Origin of the sequence: Arthrobacter sp. W4I7 (assembly GCF_030816215.1) — a bacterium.
Classification (GTDB): domain Bacteria; phylum Actinomycetota; class Actinomycetes; order Actinomycetales; family Micrococcaceae; genus Arthrobacter; species Arthrobacter siccitolerans_A.
Window position 1 is genome coordinate 2,458,163 of the sequence record NZ_JAUSXU010000001.1, and the last position, 18,143, is coordinate 2,476,305.

The 18,143-nt window shown below is 60.3% G+C and carries 15 protein-coding genes; 2 read left to right on the forward strand and 13 right to left on the reverse strand.

Features of this window, described 5'->3' with window-relative positions; genetic code table 11:
• Window positions 1–43: 43 nt before the first annotated feature.
• The 10 genes from QF047_RS11240 to QF047_RS11285 form a co-directional block, all read right to left on the reverse strand.
• The gene (locus tag QF047_RS11240; protein WP_307276891.1) at window positions 44–1,231 is read right to left on the reverse strand and encodes an aldehyde dehydrogenase family protein; all 1,188 of its coding nucleotides are present in this window, start codon (window positions 1,229–1,231) and stop codon (window positions 44–46) included.
• 25 nt (window positions 1,232–1,256) lie between these two features.
• The gene (locus QF047_RS11245; RefSeq protein ID WP_307276894.1) at window positions 1,257–1,544 is read right to left on the reverse strand and encodes an aldehyde dehydrogenase family protein; all 288 of its coding nucleotides are present in this window, start codon (window positions 1,542–1,544) and stop codon (window positions 1,257–1,259) included.
• Window positions 1,545–1,918: 374 nt separating this feature from the next.
• Window positions 1,919–2,380: a YbhB/YbcL family Raf kinase inhibitor-like protein gene (locus QF047_RS11250; protein WP_307276898.1), complete on the reverse strand. Its 462-nt coding sequence runs from the start codon at window positions 2,378–2,380 to the stop codon at window positions 1,919–1,921.
• 341 nt (window positions 2,381–2,721) lie between these two features.
• Window positions 2,722–4,062, reverse strand: a complete 1,341-nt coding sequence (locus QF047_RS11255; protein ID WP_307276900.1) for a CoA transferase — start codon at window positions 4,060–4,062, stop codon at window positions 2,722–2,724.
• Window positions 4,063–4,177: 115 nt separating this feature from the next.
• Window positions 4,178–5,080, reverse strand: coding sequence for an alpha/beta fold hydrolase (locus QF047_RS11260; protein WP_307276903.1), 903 nt, complete (start codon window positions 5,078–5,080; stop codon window positions 4,178–4,180).
• A gap of 13 nt (window positions 5,081–5,093) precedes the next feature.
• Window positions 5,094–5,525 (reverse strand): Zn-ribbon domain-containing OB-fold protein, encoded by a 432-nt coding sequence (locus QF047_RS11265; protein WP_307276905.1) that lies wholly within the window; start codon window positions 5,523–5,525, stop codon window positions 5,094–5,096.
• A complete protein-coding gene (locus QF047_RS11270; RefSeq protein ID WP_307276907.1) occupies window positions 5,522–6,649 on the reverse strand; it encodes a thiolase family protein in 1,128 nt (375 codons plus the stop codon). The genes QF047_RS11265 and QF047_RS11270 overlap by 4 nt, the downstream gene beginning before the upstream one ends.
• A 51-nt stretch (window positions 6,650–6,700) precedes the next feature.
• Entirely contained in the window at window positions 6,701–7,924 is a 1,224-nt protein-coding gene (locus QF047_RS11275; protein WP_307276910.1) for a CaiB/BaiF CoA-transferase family protein, read from the reverse strand.
• Entirely contained in the window at window positions 7,921–9,033 is a 1,113-nt protein-coding gene (locus tag QF047_RS11280) for a CoA transferase (protein WP_307276913.1), read from the reverse strand. The genes QF047_RS11275 and QF047_RS11280 overlap by 4 nt, the downstream gene beginning before the upstream one ends.
• A gap of 1 nt (window position 9,034) precedes the next feature.
• Window positions 9,035–9,847, reverse strand: a complete 813-nt coding sequence (locus QF047_RS11285; RefSeq protein WP_307276915.1) for an enoyl-CoA hydratase/isomerase family protein — start codon at window positions 9,845–9,847, stop codon at window positions 9,035–9,037.
• 264 nt (window positions 9,848–10,111) lie between these two features.
• Between QF047_RS11285 and QF047_RS11290 the strand changes: the two genes are divergently transcribed.
• Window positions 10,112–10,915: an SDR family oxidoreductase gene (locus QF047_RS11290; protein WP_307276917.1), complete on the forward strand. Its 804-nt coding sequence runs from the start codon at window positions 10,112–10,114 to the stop codon at window positions 10,913–10,915.
• A gap of 333 nt (window positions 10,916–11,248) precedes the next feature.
• On the opposite strand, the gene QF047_RS11295 is transcribed toward QF047_RS11290, so the two are convergent.
• The 3 genes from QF047_RS11295 to QF047_RS11305 form a co-directional block, all read right to left on the reverse strand.
• Window positions 11,249–12,481: a cytochrome P450 gene (locus QF047_RS11295; protein ID WP_307276920.1), complete on the reverse strand. Its 1,233-nt coding sequence runs from the start codon at window positions 12,479–12,481 to the stop codon at window positions 11,249–11,251.
• Between the two features lie 295 nt (window positions 12,482–12,776).
• Window positions 12,777–14,279 carry an aldehyde dehydrogenase gene (locus QF047_RS11300; protein ID WP_307276924.1) on the reverse strand — a complete coding sequence of 501 codons (1,503 nt, stop codon included), beginning with the start codon at window positions 14,277–14,279 and terminating at the stop codon, window positions 12,777–12,779.
• Between the two features lie 28 nt (window positions 14,280–14,307).
• Entirely contained in the window at window positions 14,308–15,966 is a 1,659-nt protein-coding gene (locus tag QF047_RS11305) for a sulfite reductase flavoprotein subunit alpha (protein ID WP_307276930.1), read from the reverse strand.
• 715 nt (window positions 15,967–16,681) lie between these two features.
• On the opposite strand from QF047_RS11305, the gene QF047_RS11310 reads away from it, so the two are divergent.
• Entirely contained in the window at window positions 16,682–18,142 is a 1,461-nt protein-coding gene (locus QF047_RS11310) for an aldehyde dehydrogenase (RefSeq protein ID WP_307276933.1), read from the forward strand.
• The last annotated feature ends 1 nt before the right edge of the window (window position 18,143 follow it).

Genomic DNA, 18,143 nt, shown 5'->3' on the forward strand with positions numbered 1-18,143 from the left:
TGGTGAAACAAGTGGTGCGGTGACGACAGGGCTGCAGATTGGCCTAACCCTGCGGGCCGAGCCAGATCGCCTTCGGTTCGGTATATTCGTCGAAGATGTCTAGCCCCATTTCATGGCCGACACCGGAGGCCTTTCGACCGCCGAACGGCACGTTGCCACTGAACGCCCTCCATGTGTTGATCCAGACGACGCCGACATCCAGGCCTTTCGCGATGCGGCGGGCCCGGTCGATGTCCTGGGTCCAAAGGCCCGACACGAGACCGAACTCGGTGTCGTTGGCGATGGTCAGCGCTTCCTCGTCGTTGGAGAAGCCGATGACCGCGCCGACGGGACCGAAGATCTCCTCGCGTCGGACACGGGACGTTGCGGAGGGAGTATCGTACAGCGTCGGCTCGACGAAGAGCCCTTGGTCGATGCCCGGGAGATCGGTACCGCTGCGCGCGCCCCGGATAAGGGTCGTGTTGCTCTCACCGTCAGCGATTGCAAGGTACCCGGTAACTTTCGCGTACTGCGGCCGTGACGCGAGCGGGCCGATGTGCGTTCCGGCGTCCAGCGGGTCGCCCATGACCAGGGCGTCAAGTGCGGTGCATAGTCGCGAAAGCACCTCATCGCGAACGGAGTCGTGAACGATAATTCGCGAACCCGCGTTGCAGGCCTGGCCGGTTCCAGCAGTAAGACCAACAACGAGCCCGTCGACGGCGCGGTCGAGGTCGGCGTCAGGGAAGACGATGTTCGCGCCCTTACCGCCAAGCTCCAGGGTCGATCGAATCAGCCGCGGGGCGACCGCTGAGGCTATCCGACGTCCCGTCGCTGTCGATCCCGTGAACGCGATCTTGTCGATGCCCGGGTGGTCCACGAGCGCAGCGCCGGCTTCGCCGTTCCCCGTGATCACGTTAACGACTCCAGGAGGGAACCCCGCCTCGAGCGCAAGCTCGGCAATGCGGAGGGTAGATACCGGGGTCACCTCGGAGGGCTTGATGACGATCGTATTGCCGGCCGCGAGGGCAGGAAACAACTTATATTGCAGGAGCCCCAATGGATTGTTCCACGGCGTAATAGCTGCAACGACGCCGACGGGAACACGGGTCGTCCATGCGTCGTGGCCAGGCATTGACGGCTGTACCGTCACGCCGTGCAGCGCGAGCGCAAACTGGCTGCAGAAATCCGCCGTGCCCGCCAGGGACCCGCTCGCCATGGTCATCTCGGTGAGGGTCTTGCCGTTCTCGTGCACCTGCGTCCTCGCAAGGCGCGACACATCATCCCGGAGCAGGTCGCCCCAGCGGCGGAAAGAGCACGGCCCTGACAATGGCCGGAGTGTCGGCCCACCCGGGGAAGGCTTTCCGCGCTGCCCGCACTGCAAGGTCCACATCCTCGGCGGACGCCTGCGGAACGTATCCCCATTCAGCATCCTCGAAAGGATCCACGCATCGAAACGAGCGGCCGGAGGCCGACGGCACGATGCGACCGTCAATAATCATGCCGTAAACCTGCTGCGGATCGAAGTCCGGAAAGCGTGTGGGAAGAGCCGGGGTTTCAATCGTCATCGATCGACCTTTCATCGGTGAACGCTTCAGGCTCGCAAGAAGCCTTGAGAAGCGGTTCTTCAGCCGACGTTACGACACCAACTGAAATTCGTCAACCATTCGGTTGATTCACTGCGGATCACGAAAGAACAGAAAAACGCAGTGCGCCTGAAGAGCAACCGGCCCGTATTCTGATCCTGCGACAAGGGCAAAGGAACACAGCAACGCTGGGCTCACCCTCGTGCTCACCGTTTCGGCACGCTCTTTCGTAGCAGATGTGATCGCACACCTCGTCGCGTATCGTTGATCGCCGCCCCGACTGCGCAGCTCCCATTCGATGGGTCCCCGAACCGCTCAGTTTGGTAAGAAAAAATGAGCGTTTCTTACGCCCGGCTCTACCGGGAGTAGGTTCCTACAAGCCTGTTTTGTTCAATGATCCCGTCAGCGTAGTCGTTGAGAAAGTCCTCGCGGCTGGGCTCTCCTTTGACGGATTCCTTGAGTGCGTAGACCCAGAAATAGTAGTGATGCAGGCCATGCCCAACCGGGGGCACAGGGCCAAGGTAACCCGTTCCACCTGAGCCGTTCTGTCCTTGCCGTCCAGACGAGGCGTCCACCACCATGCCTGAGGGGTCCTGTGACGGTTGAATACCGTAGATCAGCCAGTGCGTGAAGCCATTCGGAAGCGGAGCGTCAGGGTCGTGGCATATGATCGCGAGTTCCTGGGTTCCGTCGGGTAGGCCGGTTACAAACAGCTGAGGAGGAGTGTCTCCTCCCAAGGCAGTCAAGTGTTCCCCGATCCGGCCCTCCGGCTCGATGTCGGGGCTGGTAATCGAGAGGTTGGCCACGTGTGGGTTCACTGGGTGTCCTTTCCAAAGGGGTGTAGTTGAGCGGGAGGGGCCAGAAGAGCTGACGCGTGGAAGCTTTCCGTCGTCGGCACACGCGTGAAGAACCAGGAATGCAGGACGCGAGTCGGGAGCCGGTCCGGCATTCCTGGTGTGGTTCTGTCGGGTGGCTAAGCGATCTTGAGAAGCTCCACCGGGGAAGTACTGATGGGACGGTGTCGAGGCCGACGCCTTCCAGCATCACCGGTTTATGCATCGGTTGCATAGGGGAAGTTCTTGACGACCTCGTTTGTGAACGGGTATACCGTTGCGTTGATCATGTTTGGCTCCCTCCTAGATTGATTGCGAACCTTGGCTTAGAAGGTCCAGATCGGTGAGGATGAGCCGACGCGTTCGGCGGGCCGTTCCCAGAACAGCGGCGTGTTCTCTATGGCTACGGGGAATATGAGGCGTCGTGTTGGTCCGAAGGGACCAGAGAAGATGCGGTCCTCCCACGGGCCGTCAATTGGTATCCGGATGTCGCGTCCCGGGTCAGTATTGCGCGCATCCCGGATGACCATCGAAGCGGTGCGCGCGAGGGAGAACTTCCAGGTCGAGCCTGCCCCTGAGCGGATCCGCTTGGTCAGCCCGCGGATCGCGGCGGCAGCAATCATGTGGCCGGTGGCAAGGTCCAGTCCCTCTACGGCGGTGTGGCGTGGTCGCGACGCATCGACGGGGCTGCCGTTGATGTACAGGGGGACGCGGTTTTCGGGGTCTTCGAGTGCCCACGACTGTGTGGCGTTGGCAAGCCCTGTGCTGAACTGAACGATGGTGTCGAACCCACGTCGCATTGCCCAGGGGCCGGTCCAGCCGTACGCACGTGCCGAGACCTCGATGAGATCGGGTTTGATCGCCCGGCGTTCATCCTCACTGATGAGCTCGTCGATCCCGCCGGGTCGATAGCCGTGGACGAGCACATCGGCTTCCGCCAACAGTCGCTTGAACTGTGAAATTCCCTCCGAAGTCTTGAGATCCAGGTAAGCCCAGCGCTTGCCGAGAACCTGTTCTGCGCCGTGACCGACATGGGTGATGGATTCGTCCGATCCCGGCCGGTCAAGACGGAGAACCTCGGCGCCCAGGGCAGCGAGGAACCGGGTGCCAACAGGGCCGGCGATCACTCGGGTCAGATCGAGCACTTTCAGGCCGGTTAGAGGCCGCTGGGGCGTTGGGCGCCAGGTGCTTCCTGATGCTGGGTGGTCTGTGACCGCTGCAAGCGGTTCAGCTTCAACTGCCCGGCCAGCCGGGCTTTCGAGCCATTCATCGGTGGTGCGGCTGGCGGCAACGATTGCTCCGCCATCGACCATCTGCTGTTCGATGTCATCGGCTTTGCTCTCACGCACGATTTCAGCGACTTGGTGGATGTCTTCGGGAACACCCAACGAGGAGGCAATGCGGGCGCGTGCTGATTTGAAGACCCCATGCAGACGGAGCCACCGGTCGTCGGCCGTCGGCAGTTCGGTAAAGAAATCCAGATTTGCTGGAATCGGCGAAATGAGCGGGCTGCCGAGCGGGAGGGACGGTCCGAGCGGCAGCCGGAACCAACCGCTGGCTATGCGCCGATCGACGACCACGCCGGGGTGCTGCTCGCCGATTTCGGCTTGGAGTTCGCCTACGGCCGTGCCCACAAGGCCGAATGAAGCCCCGGCGATGTCAGTCAAAGCAAATGGTGAGGGCAGTGAGCCTTCGCCTGTGAAGGAGACGTTGTCTGTCAGCTCCTGTTGTCCGCCCAAGGCTTCCCACATCTGGTTCAGGAGGTCGCGGGCGAGAGGATAATCAGTGTTGGACACGGGAACTCGATTCATCGTTGAGTGGTGGGGTGGCCTGCACGGTGACCGTGGGTAACCAGGCCGACAAGAGGGTGCGCAAGGCAGTGACCAGGGCCAGCGGTTGCTCAAGCATGGGGTTGTGCCCTGCACCCGGCAGTTCCAGCTCGGCCGTGGGTGCAGGTACGAGGCGGCGCATTTCATCGGACATGTCTCTGGTCACGAGGCCGTGTTCCGTTCGGATGATGGCCAGAGGTGCATGGACGTAAGGAAGTAGAGACCGTAGTGGGACGTGTGCAATCGCGTATTTGTCGGCGCGTTTCCAACGCCAACTGTCCCCGTTTGTCGTTAGTGAACTCTCGGCTATGTGACGGATCAGTAGTGGGTCCACTGCACCACCTAGGGCTGCATGTACGGGAACGAACTCCGCTATACCCTGGTCCAACGACTTGAACGCCTTACTGGGTTTGTTCCTGTGCGTATAAGGCTGATCGTTGAAGCGCGTATCGATCGTAATGACGCCGCCGATTTCCGTTGGCGCTGCGGCAGCGGCTGCAGCGGCCACTTGCCCACCCATGCTGTGACCTACAAGGACGGGTCTGCTGAGACCGGAGCCTTTTACGACGGCAAGGACTTCCTGCGCCCACCGGTGGGCATCGTAACTCTCCCGCCTGCCGCTGTCACCGTGACCGGAGAGGTCAACGGCAAGGACCCGGTGGCCGGTCAGGAGTGGTGCAATGTGGTCCCACCAGCGTGCATGGCAGAGCCCGCCATGGATGAGAACGACTCCGGGAGCGTCAATTGGCCCCCAGTCGTAGTAGCGGATCCGGAGATCGCCAGCCTCGAGATCATGCGAAGTGGGGGCAACTGCCAAGGAGTCGGCCAGCCACTGTGGTGCTGCCGGAGCGGTCATGGACACGCCTCGCTCAGGCAGCAGCAAATCGAAGAAGCGTGACTTCGTCTGTGACATCGTGCCACGACGCTTTCACGCGCATACCAACGACAGCCTCGCCGGGTGCTGTATCGAGGCGCACATTGAAGATTACCCCCTCGTCCGTGACGACGCGGCCTATGACATATGGGATGTCATCCTTTTTAGAAGGGTCCAGAGCCCGGTGGTAGACAACGAAGCTGTAGAGCTCCCCCTCTGGGGTCGTCGGTTCCCAGGACTGATTCGTTGACCAGCATTTCGGGCAGAGTTCAACGTAGGGGAACCGTACGTCACCGCAGTCTCCACAGCGCTGAGCCACAAGCACGTGGTTTTTGGCGGCTTCCCAAAACGGCGCCGACTTCGGTTCGGTGACGTCGGGAAGGTTTTTCGGCGCTTCCTTGGGAGCAGCCGGGGCAGGGTAGGTCATTGGTTCACTCCGATGATCGAGGCGGCGCTCTTGTGGAAGGCCATCGTTGAGCAGTAAAGAGCCAGTTCCGGGTTTGGTACCTGACGGTCCGGCTCTACCGTGCCCCGTAGCTGTCGTACTGCTTCGACCATGTGAAGCCAGCCCCACATGTAACTCTCAGAAAGCTGGCCGCCATTGGTGTTCAGGGGCATGTCGCCGCCAGGACGGGTGTGCCCCTCGGCAACCCAGCGTCCGCCTTCACCGATCGGGGCGAATCCGTAGTATTCCACCATCTGCAGGTTCCATACTGCTGTCGGATTCTGAATGTAAAGAAGGTCGATGTCCTTGGGCGTAAAACCGGTGTTTTGCCAGATCCGGGCAGCGGTTTGCTGGATGTTCGGCCGCATGTGCCAGTCAGGGAAATAATCGCCACGGACCTCGGTGTTCTCCGCCATGCCAAGCACGTAGACAGGCTTATTCGGGTAGTCCTTGGCGCGCTCGGCACTGGTGACCACGAGAGCGACCCCGCCATCGGAAATCATCGTGACATCGTCCCGCCGCAATGGCTCCACCATGTACGGTTTTGCGAGATAGTCCTCGATGGTCAGAGGATCCCGAAAGATAGCCAGCGGGTTGCGCTGGGCCCATTCGCGCTCCGAGACGGCGAACCAGCCGAATTCTTCGTCCGTCGTGCCATACAGTGCCTTGTGTCGCTGCAAAGCCATGCCGGCCTGACCGGCAATATGCACGAAACCGGAGGCCCCTTCCAGCGACGGCGCTGCGGCCGCAAAGTTCACCTTTGCGGAACGGGCATTGGCCCCGTACACGAGCACGATCGTCTCCGCGAGACCTGTCAAAATCGCCTGCACGGCTAAGTGCAGCGAGAAGTTGCACGTTCCGTAGTCCAATGTCTGCGAATATTTTGGGCTGAGCCCGAATCGCACGCCGAGGGACGTATCAACGTTCCCGCCCTGAATCGACTTGCACGTGATCAGCCCATCAATCTGCTCCTTTGTCAGCTGCGCATCGGCCAATGCCGACTGGATTGCCTCAATCGAGAGCTGTTCGGCACTTTTCCCTGGAAACGTACCTTGGTCGGAATGTCCGACTCCAACGATCGCGACCTTACCGCGGATATCTGTCACTGTCCTGCCTTCACGCTTGTTCTTCCACTGATGAACCGGGCCTTTGTCCTGTTACTCGGCTCCGACCGGAACCCGCACGCTGGACGTGACAACTCCACGTTGATGGAGAAGGGCGATCTCAGCTTCGGTGTACCCCAGCTCGAGGAGGACCTCGTACGTCTCCTCACCAACGTGTGGTGCGCGCTTGCGCACCCGGCTGGGGCCGCCGTTAGTGAACTGAACCACCCAGCCGCGCTGCTGCTCGATTTCGCCGTCGGGTTTTTCAACGGGCTGCCACCAACCGCGCTCACGGAGGTAGGGGTCCTCAAGCAGCTCCTCGCCGCTGTTGACCGGAACCGCTGCCAGGCCGGCCGCCTGCAGTTCTACCGCAGCGGATTCCTTGGTCCGAACAGATGCCCAGCTGTCGGTCGATGCCCTAAGCGCTGCGGTCTGGGACGCTTCATCCATGCTTTCGTTCACATCGATGCCGAGTACAACCGCCAAGCGGGCCCGATCCGCAGCCGATGTCAGCGAGACGGCGACCCAGCAATCCTCTCCGACACATGGAGAGACCCACGCCGTCTCGCCGGGAGCGGAGTTCCCTGCAGGAACCGGATTCACGCCATCAACGGAGGTTTTCAGGATCTGTTCCCCCAACAGGCTCGTCACAACTTCCCGCTGGGACAGGTCGATCCATCGCGGTTTTCCGTCGGCACGCGATGCCATGACGGCTGCGATAATAACCGCGGGTGAGATCATGTTGGCTGTCTGGTCGGGGTAGTTGACACGCCCGCTGGACCAAGTTGGCGTGGACTCGTCGTATCCGCTCAGGGATTGAATTCCACCCAGAGCATCAAGTGTCGTGCCGAAAGAGGTGTACCCGCGGTTCGGCCCAGTCGCACCTTGGCTGGAGATGGAGACGAGCACAATGTTCGGGCGCATGGTGATGAGTTCCTGGAAGCCCAGCCCAAGACGTTCTATGACACCGCGGCGGAAGTTCTCCACCACGACGTCGCTTTGGGCGATGAGCCGTCGGGCAACCTCACGCCCTTCGGAGTCTTTCAAGTTCACCGATAAGCCGCGTTTGTTGCGGTTTGCCACCCTAAAGGGTGGGAAATCGAGATCGCCGTTGCCGCCTTGGTCGCCGGTGAAGCCCATACGATACATGTCGGGGCGGGACCCGCTTTCGATCTTGACTACATCGGCACCGAAGTCCGCGAGGACTTGGGTCGCGGCAGCCCCTGCTGTAACGATCGACAGGTCGGCCACTTTCAAGCCTTCCAGCATCCCGGTCATGAGAAATTTCCTTCTGTGTCGAAACTGTCACTCATAAGTACCTGCCAGGGCGCATCAGGGATTTCGCCTTCACCCACACCAGCAATCGTGATGCGTTGGAAGAAATCGCGGACCCGGTACTGGGGCGACTCAATCAGGTCAGTCATTGTCGCTACGTGCCCGGCGGGAATGCCCCGTTCCTGCGCTTGGTGGTAGAGCTCCTTCTTCGCCCGGGTGAGAGTGGCGCCCTGGATGACTTCCCTGAACTCCTTCTCATGAGCAGCGCGGAGTTTCGGAGTGGAAAACTTTTCGTCGTCCAGACGTGGATCACCGATGATGGCTTTCAGGTCTGCCCAGTTCGGCGGGATGAAGAAGCATCCGAAGTGTCCGTCGCGTGTCCTCACGACCACTGGGCCGCCGCCTTCGTCCCCTCGCTGCTCACGGCGTCGTCCGCTTTGGGTGGCGCTGGCGATTTTCCATTCCAGATGGGCCACCGACTCAAACTCACTGGTCTGAAATTGGTAGCCTTCGCCGGTCGACTGCCGTCGGAACAAGCCGATGACAACACCATCCAAGGCGAGAAGGCCGGCCGTTGCCTGGGTAGGGTAGCCTCCGAGCCTCACGGGTTCCCGGTCCGCTTGTCCGACGAGATTCAGGAGGCCGCCTGCGGCCTGAGCCATAAACTCTCCACCACGAAGTCCGGAATAGGGGCCGGAATCACCCCACGGAGTGATCTGGCCGATGACGGCCTTCGGCGCGACTTCACGGACACGTTCAAGTGAAATTCCCCGGGCATCCCATTCAGCCGTCGTTCCAGCGACCAGGATGACGTCGGCTTCACCCAAGAGGGTCTCGAGCCCGGCCCTTTCATCCGCTGACGTGAAGTCAACTTGCAACAGGGACTTTCCGTGGCGCAGCCATTCGGCGACGGCGGAACGGGCATTCGCGCCCTCGCCAATCCAAGGCCCCAGGGCTGCCAGCTCTGACGCTTCATGGGCCGGGAGAACCCGTGTTACCGTCGCTCCAAGCCGCTCAAGATATCTCCCGCTGACCGCAGTGGAGACCCGTTCCCCCAGTTCGACGACCTTCGTCACGCCGGGCAGCAGCGCGGTTTTACGCTCACCTGTCACCTTAGGCCCCCTGGCCGACGCCGCGGTTGCCCTGCAGGAAGGAATCAATTCCCTCGCGGCTTGCAGTGCTCTTCATGCTGGTGATCTGGCTGGTAATGCTGCAGTAGTCCATCGCGTCATCCCAAGACAGGTTCTCCATGCGCTGAATCGTCTTCTTGCCCCAGTCGAGGGCTACAGGATTGAAACCGGCCAGCTGCTCGGCCCATGCAATTGCCTCCGACAGAAGTTCCTCGTCAGGGACGACTTTGTTGACGATCGCCATCCGGAAAGCCTCACGGGCATCCACGCGCCGTGCCATGAGGATGAGTTCCGCAGCATGCTTGGGAGCTACGCGCTTCACCGCTGATGGTCCAGCTTGGGTGGGAAAGCCCCCAAAACCCATCTCCGGAGCGCCTATTTGAGCTGACTCTGCTGCTATCGCCAGGTCACAGCTGTGAATCAGCGTTGACCCGCCGCCCAGGGCGTAACCGTTAACTGCGGCAATAAAGACAGCAGGATGGGACCTTATCTCCGACTGGACTGTTGTCCATTCACGGACGTCCTGGCTGTACCGGTGTTCACCGATGAGCTGTGCCTGTTCCTTCAAATCCATGCCGGCGCAGAAAGCAGGCCCTACTCCCGTAAGGACAACGGCCTGCTTGTCCCGCACCTGGACAAGCGCCTCGCGCAGGCGCCTGACTGCGTCCTGGCTCATGGCGTTGCGTTTTTCAGGGCGATTGATGGTAAGTACCGCGTAGCGGCCGCGGTCTTCAACGAGAACAAGGTCCTCGTAACGGGTCTTGGCGGCCTCGGTCCGGGCATCAGGTTCCGGCATGATTGTTCCTCGCTCTCAGCATCGCCGACGAGGTGACAACCGGCCTCCAATGGCCGTTCCCGCCACTCCATCGTGCGCCAACTCTTGGACGGTCAGGTGGAGGCTTTACCTCTATCTATCAACCGTATGGTTGACACTAGTAAATATGTTGGATGCAGTCAACTATCTAGTTGATTGAACTGCTCACTAGGCGCTAACATTTGTGGTGAATCCCACAGCCGACACGTTAGAGCTAGGGATCGAATTTACGCGAGGAGGCGGAAAATGATCGATCTGCAAGGAGCAGTCACAGTAGTGACCGGAGGTAGGGTCGGGGTGGGGCGAGCACTGGCTTTGGAAGCGGCCCAACGAGGCTCCAAGGTACTGATCGCATCGCGCAGTGATGCCAGCGATACGGTCAATGAACTGCGGGAACTGGGTGCCGAAGCGGAATGGTTTCCGACCGATGTACGGGAACCCGAATCCTGGGCGGCGCTGCGCGAGTTCGCGATCACGACCTTTGGCCAGGTCAATGTCGTCATCAACAACGCGGCAGGAGGCAACGCCAGCGGATCGCTTGCGGATGTATCGCTTGAAGCGGTGCAGGAGGTTATCAACACCAACATTCTGGGCTACGTCTACGGTATCCGGACGTTCGCAGACGATCTTCGGTCAGCGGCGGCTGCAGGCCAAGCAGCGTACATACTCAACGTAGGGTCCGAACACTCGCTTGGTGTGCCTCCCCACGTCATGCCATTGAGCCCTTACACAATCAGCAAACAAGCCGGCCTCGCAATCACCGAGGTCACGCGGCGGGACCTTGCAGAAGCTGGCGTGGGTGTTTCCCTCGTTGCGCCGGGATGGGTGCTGACAGAAACGGTTAGCGACCTGATTGAGAAGTCCGAAGCATTCGCCAACGCCGTGTTGCCCTATGCCCAGTCCAGCGATCTCGTTGCGAAGATTGCATTCGAGGGCCTGCTGCAGGGCCGGGGCGTCATCGTCACCAATCCCAAGTCGGTTCCTTTTGCGCGCGCCCGCGCCGAAGGCCTCCTGTCCGACTATGCCTGGGCCGAGGAACTCGACGCCTGAGTCAGCTCAAACAAGAATCACATCATCACGGCCTGTTTTCGGAAGCAGGACAGGCCAACCATGACCCAGCCCTGAGGGCCTGGCCGCGGCGAAACACCGCGCCAGGCCCTTTGGTGTTACCCAAATCCTCTACCGTGCCGAATTGAGGTGCCGGGGCACTCGGGCACTGAATTGCTGCTTTGTCCTTCCCTCTCGCACGCCAAGGGGATTTCATCGGACTTTCGTTTCAAGTGAGCGCCTTAAACATCTGTTCCCCAGGAGTATGAACCGAATTCCACGGTCCAATTCCTGGGGAACAGTTTGTTGCGTCAGGGTCGTTTGTTCGATTTGTCTTTAGGCTATGCGCTTGAGCGGGAGTTCAGTGAGCTGGTTGATAAACACTGACCATCCACGCTTGGGATCGGCTGCTGTCTCGAACATGAGCCCTCGCTTGATGATCTCTTCCCAGAGGACGCGTACTTCGAGGTGGGCCAAGTAGGCGCCGATGCACCGGTGCACACCGCTGCCGAAAGCGAGTGTTTCCTTCTCGGCCCGCCAAGGATCGAATTCATTGGGGTCCTGGAACTTGCGCGGGTCGCGATTCGCGGCGGCAAAATAAAGGACCATGACATCATCCTTGCTAATCTGCTGTCCAGCGATTTCGGTGTCAGTGGTTGCTACGCGTGCCATTTCCATCGGCGGGCTGATAAGCCGGAGGAATTCGTCGACGACTCGGCCGGTAAGTCCTTCTGCAACGGCCCGGTTTACCTTTTCCCCGATGTCGGCGCTCTCGGCATACAGGCGCATGGATTGACCGATGGCCGTGTGCGTTGTTTCAAAGCCGGCGCTCATCATGAGGAACATCCAGTGAACGAATTCGTCCTGGCTGATTTCACCCCGTTCCACGCACAGTCCGAGCTCGGTAAACATATCGTCGGCAGGGTTGTCCCGTTTGACTTGCTGAACTTTTACAGCATAAGCCGCAATTTCCTTGTGGGCTTTCATCATGTTGCTGAATGCGCTGTTGTCTGCGTTCGGCTGGAGAGCCGCGAACACCGCCAGTGCCCATTCCACCATCTGTTCCTCGTCTTCTTCGGGCATGCCGAGAACACGGGCGACGACGCGGGCTGGGATAGTTTGGGCGACTTCCTTCACGTAATCGAATTCGTGCAGAGTAGCGATGTGATCCATGACGGGGGCAATAATGTCACGAACCCATGGCTCAAAATTCGCCACGACTCGTGGCCCAAAACCCTTGGCGGCTGCCCGGCGCAGACGGGTATGCACGGGAGGGTCCGTGGCCATAAGTGTTCGGCCCTCGTCCAGGTTCGGAATAAACATCATCGGATAGGCACCGCCCTTGGTGGAGGTAAACGTCTCCGTGTCCTTCTCCACTGCAACGATGTCGTCCCAGCGAGTCACGGCCCAGAAGCCACCGTTGCGAGTTGCCGCTTCGGTGGGATTCCAGTGCAGCCCGGGCAGTTCCTGCATACGGGCGAACGCTTCGTAGGGGACAGCGTCTGCGAATGTCGCTGGGTCAGCGAGGTTGGGAAACGCCTGAGTGGCTTGTACCTCGGATGTGGTCATCTTTGTTCCTGTTCCTTTAGTGGTTGCTGTGGGCTCAGCTGGCAAGATGTGCGAAGGGGCACTTGGAGATGTCTCCGGTCGTGTCATGTGGATGCAGCCCTAATGGTGCTGCAGACGCGTCAGCCCTCTCTGTGAGTAGCTCGCCGGATGGGTCCTGTGCGCGGGGGTGGTCGTGGCCCGTTGTTGTGTTTGTCATTCGCTTCAACCTCCCTGTTGTTGCTTTCGTCGACGTTTTTCTGGGATGAATCAATTGCGCAGGGCTGGATGACGCCCGGATCAGATAGGTAGGGAGCCGTTATGAATCGTCCGGTCCCAGCCAATACGCCTTGACCTCGGTGTATTCCTCGAAGATATCGATGCCCATCTCGTGGCCGACGCCGCTGGACTTGCGACCCCCGAAGGGCACATTTCCGCTGAAAGCACGCCAGGTATTGATCCAAGCCACACCGACATCCAGCTTGGTGGCGACCCGGCGTGCCCGGTTGATGTCCGTCGTCCAGAGTCCGCCGACCAACCCATATTCGGTGTCATTCGCTATCTGAATCGCTTCATCTTCGGTTCGGAAGGTAATCAGCGCACCGATGGGTCCGAAGATCTCCTCGCATCGAACCCGTGAACGCGGGTCGGGCGTCTCGTAAACCGTGGGTTCGATAAAAAGGCCATGTTCGATACCGGGGATCTGCTTGGCCCGCCGCGCTCCGGTCACAAACGTGGTCGTCGCTTCGGACTCGGCTATGTCCAAGTAACTGGACACCTTGGCATACTGGGCACGGGATGCGATCGGTCCGATATCGGTATCCGGGTCGAGGGGATCACCAATAACCAGATGTGCAAGCGCATCAATGAGCCGTGCAACCACTTCGTCCTTGATGTCTTCGTGGACGATGATGCGTGAACCAGCGTTGCAGGCCTGCCCTGTACCGGCCGTTAGGCCAGTGACCAGTCCCTGGATGGCCTTGTCGAGGTTCGCATCGGGAAAGACGATGTTTGGCCCCTTCCCCCCGAGTTCGAGGGTCGTGCGGACCAATCGGCCACCGGTTGACTGACCGATTCGCTTTCCAGTCGCCGTTGAGCCGGTGAACGCTACCTTATCGACACCAGGGTGGTCTACGAGGGCGGCACCTGCGAGGCCGGCACCGGTGATAACGCTGACGACTCCCGGCGGGAAGCCGGCCTCAAGGGCGAGCTCCACAAGCCGGATCGTCGAAACCGGAGTCACTTCGCTGGGTTTGACGATGACGGTATTGCCTGCGGCAAGGGCGGGGAACAGCTTCCAAGCGAGCAATCCAATGGGGTTGTTCCATGGAGTAATTGCCGCCACAACGCCAACCGGTACTCGCGTCGTCCATGCGCTGTGTTCAGGCATTTGCGGCGTGATTGTGTCACCGTGGATCACTGTTGCGTAGTGACCGCAGAATTCGATGGTGTTTGGCGTCGCGGCCATGGCCATCGTCATCTCAGTGATGGTTTTGCCGTTCTCGTGCACCATGGTGCGGGCAAGTTCGGGCACATGCTCCCTTACGAGGGCTGCCCAGCGCTGGAACAATGCAAGGCGACGGGCGGGCGGCGTTGCTGCCCAGGCCGGCTGCGCCGCCTGTGCCGCGGCTACGGCACGATCCACATCTGCGGCCGAAGCGTCGGGCACATAGCCCCACTCGGCTTCCTCGAACGGGTCATAGCAGCGGAAGGTATTTCCCGTCTCAGCCTGGACGCTCTGCCCGGCTATGATCATCCCGTACTGGCGTTCCGGGTCAAACTCAGGAAAACGAACCGGAGCCTGAACATCTGCAATCGTCATTGACTGACCTTTCTTCGCTTTTTAATTTTCAGTAAACGTCGCGCAAATAGCGCTTCGCGAGGATGAGTTCTTCGAGATAGGCCTCGGCCGAACGCCCGTCGTGGGCATCGTGCTCCTCAATGATGGTCAACAGGGCTGCTTCGACGTCTTTTGCCATGCGCTCCGCATCGCCGCAAATGTAGATATGCGCGCCGCATTCGATCCAGGAGAACAATTCGGCGCCGTTCTCCAACATCCGGGTTTGAACATATTCCTTCTGTTCCTGGTCCCGGGAAAAGGCGAGATCAACCCGCGTGAGGGTGCTGTCGCTAAGCCACGCCCCGATCTCGTCCTCGTACAGGAAGTCCGTTGAACGGCTGCGATCGCCGAAAAAGAGCCATGATCGGCCGCTGGCTCGGCGGGCCTGGCGCTCCTGAAGGAAGCCGCGGAAGGGAGCGATGCCTGTGCCGGGGCCAATCATGATGAGGGGGGTGTCGTCTTCGGCAGGGAGGCTGAACGCTGAGTTCGGCTGCGGATAGAGCTTGATCACGTCACCAATATCAACGCGGTCGGCCAAAAAGGTCGTTGCCACACCGCCATGGACGCGTTCCTGTCCGTGGCGGACGGTTGCGACAGTGAGCTCGACGGAATTGGGATTAACGCTGGGACCGGAGGCGATGGAGAACTGCCGCGCCTGCAGTGGCCGGAAGATCCGCGTCAAATCATTGAGCCCGAATTTCACGTCAGGGCTGCCCTCAAGGAGGTCGAGGATGTCCCGACCGTAGAGCCACTGCTCCAGCTGCACCCGATCCTCCGACGCGCGGGCAAGTTCACCTTCTGGATCTTGGTCGTTGATTGTATCGATTAGTTCAAACGAAGGCGTCCGAATCTCCCACGCATCAAGGAGGCATTCCCGAAGCGATCGACCGTCAACTACGGCGTCGGGGGCGAAGCCAAGCCTGGTCACCAGGAGATCAACTAAAGCCGGGTCATTGACGGGCTGTATAGCGACCGAATCGCCTGCGGAGTAGGTGATACCACTTCCAGTGAGATCAAATTCGTAGTGGCGAACGTCCTTCTGGCTGCCCGCTTTCGACAGGGTGCGCCGGGCGACCAAGCGGGCGGAAAAGGGATTGCGGCGATCCCATACCGGGCCAGCGGACGTAGCGGTGGTTGCTGGGACCACGCCTGAGACAGGCAGCGCTGCTGCCAACAATCCGACCAACCTCGCCGTCCACTCTTCTGCAGGGTCTTCAAAGTACATATCACAATCGACGCGTTCGGTGATGCGTTCGGCACCAAGTTCCGCCAACCGTTCGTCGATGAGCTGACCTGCATGGCAGAAGTCAAAGTAGCCGTCATCGCCCAGGGCCAGCACGGAAAAGCGCAGGTGATCCAGGCGTGGCGCGTCCTCAGCGACAAGGTCCCGCCAGAAGAGCACTGCGTTATCCGGCATGTCGCCCTCATTGCCCTCGTTGTACGTAGAGCACAGAACGACCACCACAGACGCTTCCGTCAGCCGACGTACGCCGAACTCATTGAGATCCATTACGTTGGCCGTGATGCCCCGAGCAGCAGCAGCTGCCTGGAAATTGTGGGCAACGCCTTCGGTGTTGCCTGTTTGGGACCCGTAGATCACCTCGATCGTCGCAGTTCCCACCGTTTCGACCTTTGGCTTATTCAGAAGCTGTGACTCCATGGCCACCATTTCTCCTCGATGCCGGGTGCCCGGCTGAATTCCTGCGGCGACGTTGTTCCGATTGCCACGGACGTGATCACCATTACATCAACCGGTTGGTTGAAGCGATCGTAGCGTAACTCCTCTTTCACGTCGAGCCCCAGAATTAGGCCGCATCCGAGAGAATGGCACGGCTGGAAGTGACGAGGTTCGACGCGAGGCTGACAGGATCGTCAATTACCGCGCGCTTCAGGACGTGATCGAAGGCGCATTGGCAGACACGCTGCACGGCCTTCTCCAGGACTTCTCTGCGACCAATTTAAGTCAGGAGTGGCTACCCTGGCGAAGGTTGCTTACGCCGGAAGGCGTCGAGTACCTCGAGAACGGGCTTAAGGAACTCAAAATGAAATGTTCCGCCGTGAGCATGCTGTCGGCGCTCTCTCACGACCGCACTACAAGCAAGTTGGGCCAAGGTTTTTTTAACCAGCCCGTTGACTGGGACGGGAGGCCGTTACAGTCTCCCAGTGCCGGTCTCGTCACGCCTTTCTGGGACTCCCCTGTTATGACCAGGCTGTACAAGATCCGCCGGGAACTGAGTCTCCTGATCAGTGAGCCCAATCGCCTTTAGGCCCTCCACATCAAGGAACAGTAAGTGCCTCTAGTCCGCAGCCGTCGGATTGAGTATGCTCTTTATTACCCATCAATCGTCGCCGCTCTTTGCGGTGTCGCTCAACCTGGAGGCTACATGCCACTCTTGACACCGCCTGTCGGAAATCTCCCAGACACGTCGCTGATCATAGGCGACACGCGGGTTTCGGACTCATCGGGTGGTACGCACCCGCACCTTTATGCCGGCAACGGCGCCTTGACATCCGAGGTGCCCATGGCGGGTCCAGTGGAGGTGGACCGTGCCGTGTCCGCCGCCCGTGCCGCCCAGCCGGGCTGGGAACGGATGCCACCTCCGCAGCGCCGAAAGCTGCTGAATGCTTTTGCCGACCTGATTGAGCGCGACGCCGACCTGCTCACGGATTTGGCCATCATCGACACTGGAACCCCACGCGTGCAGGCTCAGCGCGGCGGCATGGTGACAGCAGAGCTCTTCCGCTACAACGCGGGGTGGACCGATCGTCTCGAGGGTTCGGTTCTACCTACCTGGCCGGCTGCTGCGCTCGACTATGCCGTGCCGCGAGCATACGGCGTGGTGGCAATCATCGTGCCGTGGAACGGACCTTCGATCAGCGCAGGCATGACCGTAGCTCCGGCACTGGCTGCAGGCAACACCGTGGTGCTGAAGCCTCCGGAACTCGCGCCCTACGCCGTATTGCACCTGGGGAAACTAGCTCTTGAGGCCGGCATCCCCCCAGGTGTGCTGAACGTGATACCCGGCGGGCCCGAGGGCGGCAACGCGCTGGTTTCCCACGCCGGAATCGACAAGGTGCACTTCACCGGTAGCGGTCCGACTGCTCAACGCATTCTTGCCGCCGTAATACCGCACATGACTCCTGTCGGTCTCGAGCTCGGTGGCAAGTCGGCCAGCGTCGTGTTCGACGACATCGACACCTCCATCGTGCCGTCTCTCCTGCACGGAATCATCACCCTCTCTGGGCAGGGTTGCATCAACCCCACCAGGTTGATCGTGCAGGACAATATCTACGAAGAGTTTGTCGCCATCGCCACGCAGACGATGGCTGCCATCCCGATGGGTGATCCGAACGACGTGAACACCGTCATGGGCCCCGTCGTCAACGATGCGGCCTGCCAACGGATTCTTGGAATGATCGATCGCGCAGATAGTGAGGGCGCCCGGCTCACCACCGGCGGAGGCCGTCTGGGCGGCGAGCTGGCAGATGGATACTTCATCGAGCCGACTATTCTTGCCGATGTTGACAACAGCTCATACATTGCGCAGAACGAGGTGTTCGGTCCCGTGCTGTCGATCCTTCGGTTCTCAGACGAGGCAGACGCCATCGCGATGGCCAATGACTCCGAGTTCGGGCTGGCCGGATACGTCTACACCAACAACCTGAAGCGGGCGCATCGAGTGGCCGACCAGCTCGATGTCGGCAACGTCTGGGTCAATGGCTTCGCCGGCATTCCGGCCTCGGCGCCCTTCGGCGGCAACAAAATGAGCGGCGTCGGACGTCTGGGTGGCAAGTGGGGAATCGAGGAGTTCACCCGGATGAGGAACGTCTGGGTTGGGCTGTGAG

Coding starts and splice junctions, on each gene's coding strand:
- QF047_RS11245 (WP_307276894.1), bottom strand. CDS start 1,544: ATGACGATTGAAACCCCGGCTCTTCCCACACGCTTTCCGGACTTCGAT.
- QF047_RS11260 (WP_307276903.1), bottom strand. CDS start 5,080: ATGACCGCTCCGGCAGCACCACAGTGGCTGGCCGACTCCTTGGCAGTT.
- QF047_RS11265 (WP_307276905.1), bottom strand. CDS start 5,525: ATGACCTACCCTGCCCCGGCTGCTCCCAAGGAAGCGCCGAAAAACCTT.
- QF047_RS11275 (WP_307276910.1), bottom strand. CDS start 7,924: ATGACCGGGATGCTGGAAGGCTTGAAAGTGGCCGACCTGTCGATCGTT.
- QF047_RS11285 (WP_307276915.1), bottom strand. CDS start 9,847: ATGCCGGAACCTGATGCCCGGACCGAGGCCGCCAAGACCCGTTACGAG.
- QF047_RS11290 (WP_307276917.1), top strand. CDS start 10,112: ATGATCGATCTGCAAGGAGCAGTCACAGTAGTGACCGGAGGTAGGGTC.
- QF047_RS11295 (WP_307276920.1), bottom strand. CDS start 12,481: ATGACCACATCCGAGGTACAAGCCACTCAGGCGTTTCCCAACCTCGCT.
- QF047_RS11300 (WP_307276924.1), bottom strand. CDS start 14,279: ATGACGATTGCAGATGTTCAGGCTCCGGTTCGTTTTCCTGAGTTTGAC.
- QF047_RS11305 (WP_307276930.1), bottom strand. CDS start 15,966: ATGGTGGCCATGGAGTCACAGCTTCTGAATAAGCCAAAGGTCGAAACG.
- QF047_RS11310 (WP_307276933.1), top strand. CDS start 16,682: ATGCCACTCTTGACACCGCCTGTCGGAAATCTCCCAGACACGTCGCTG.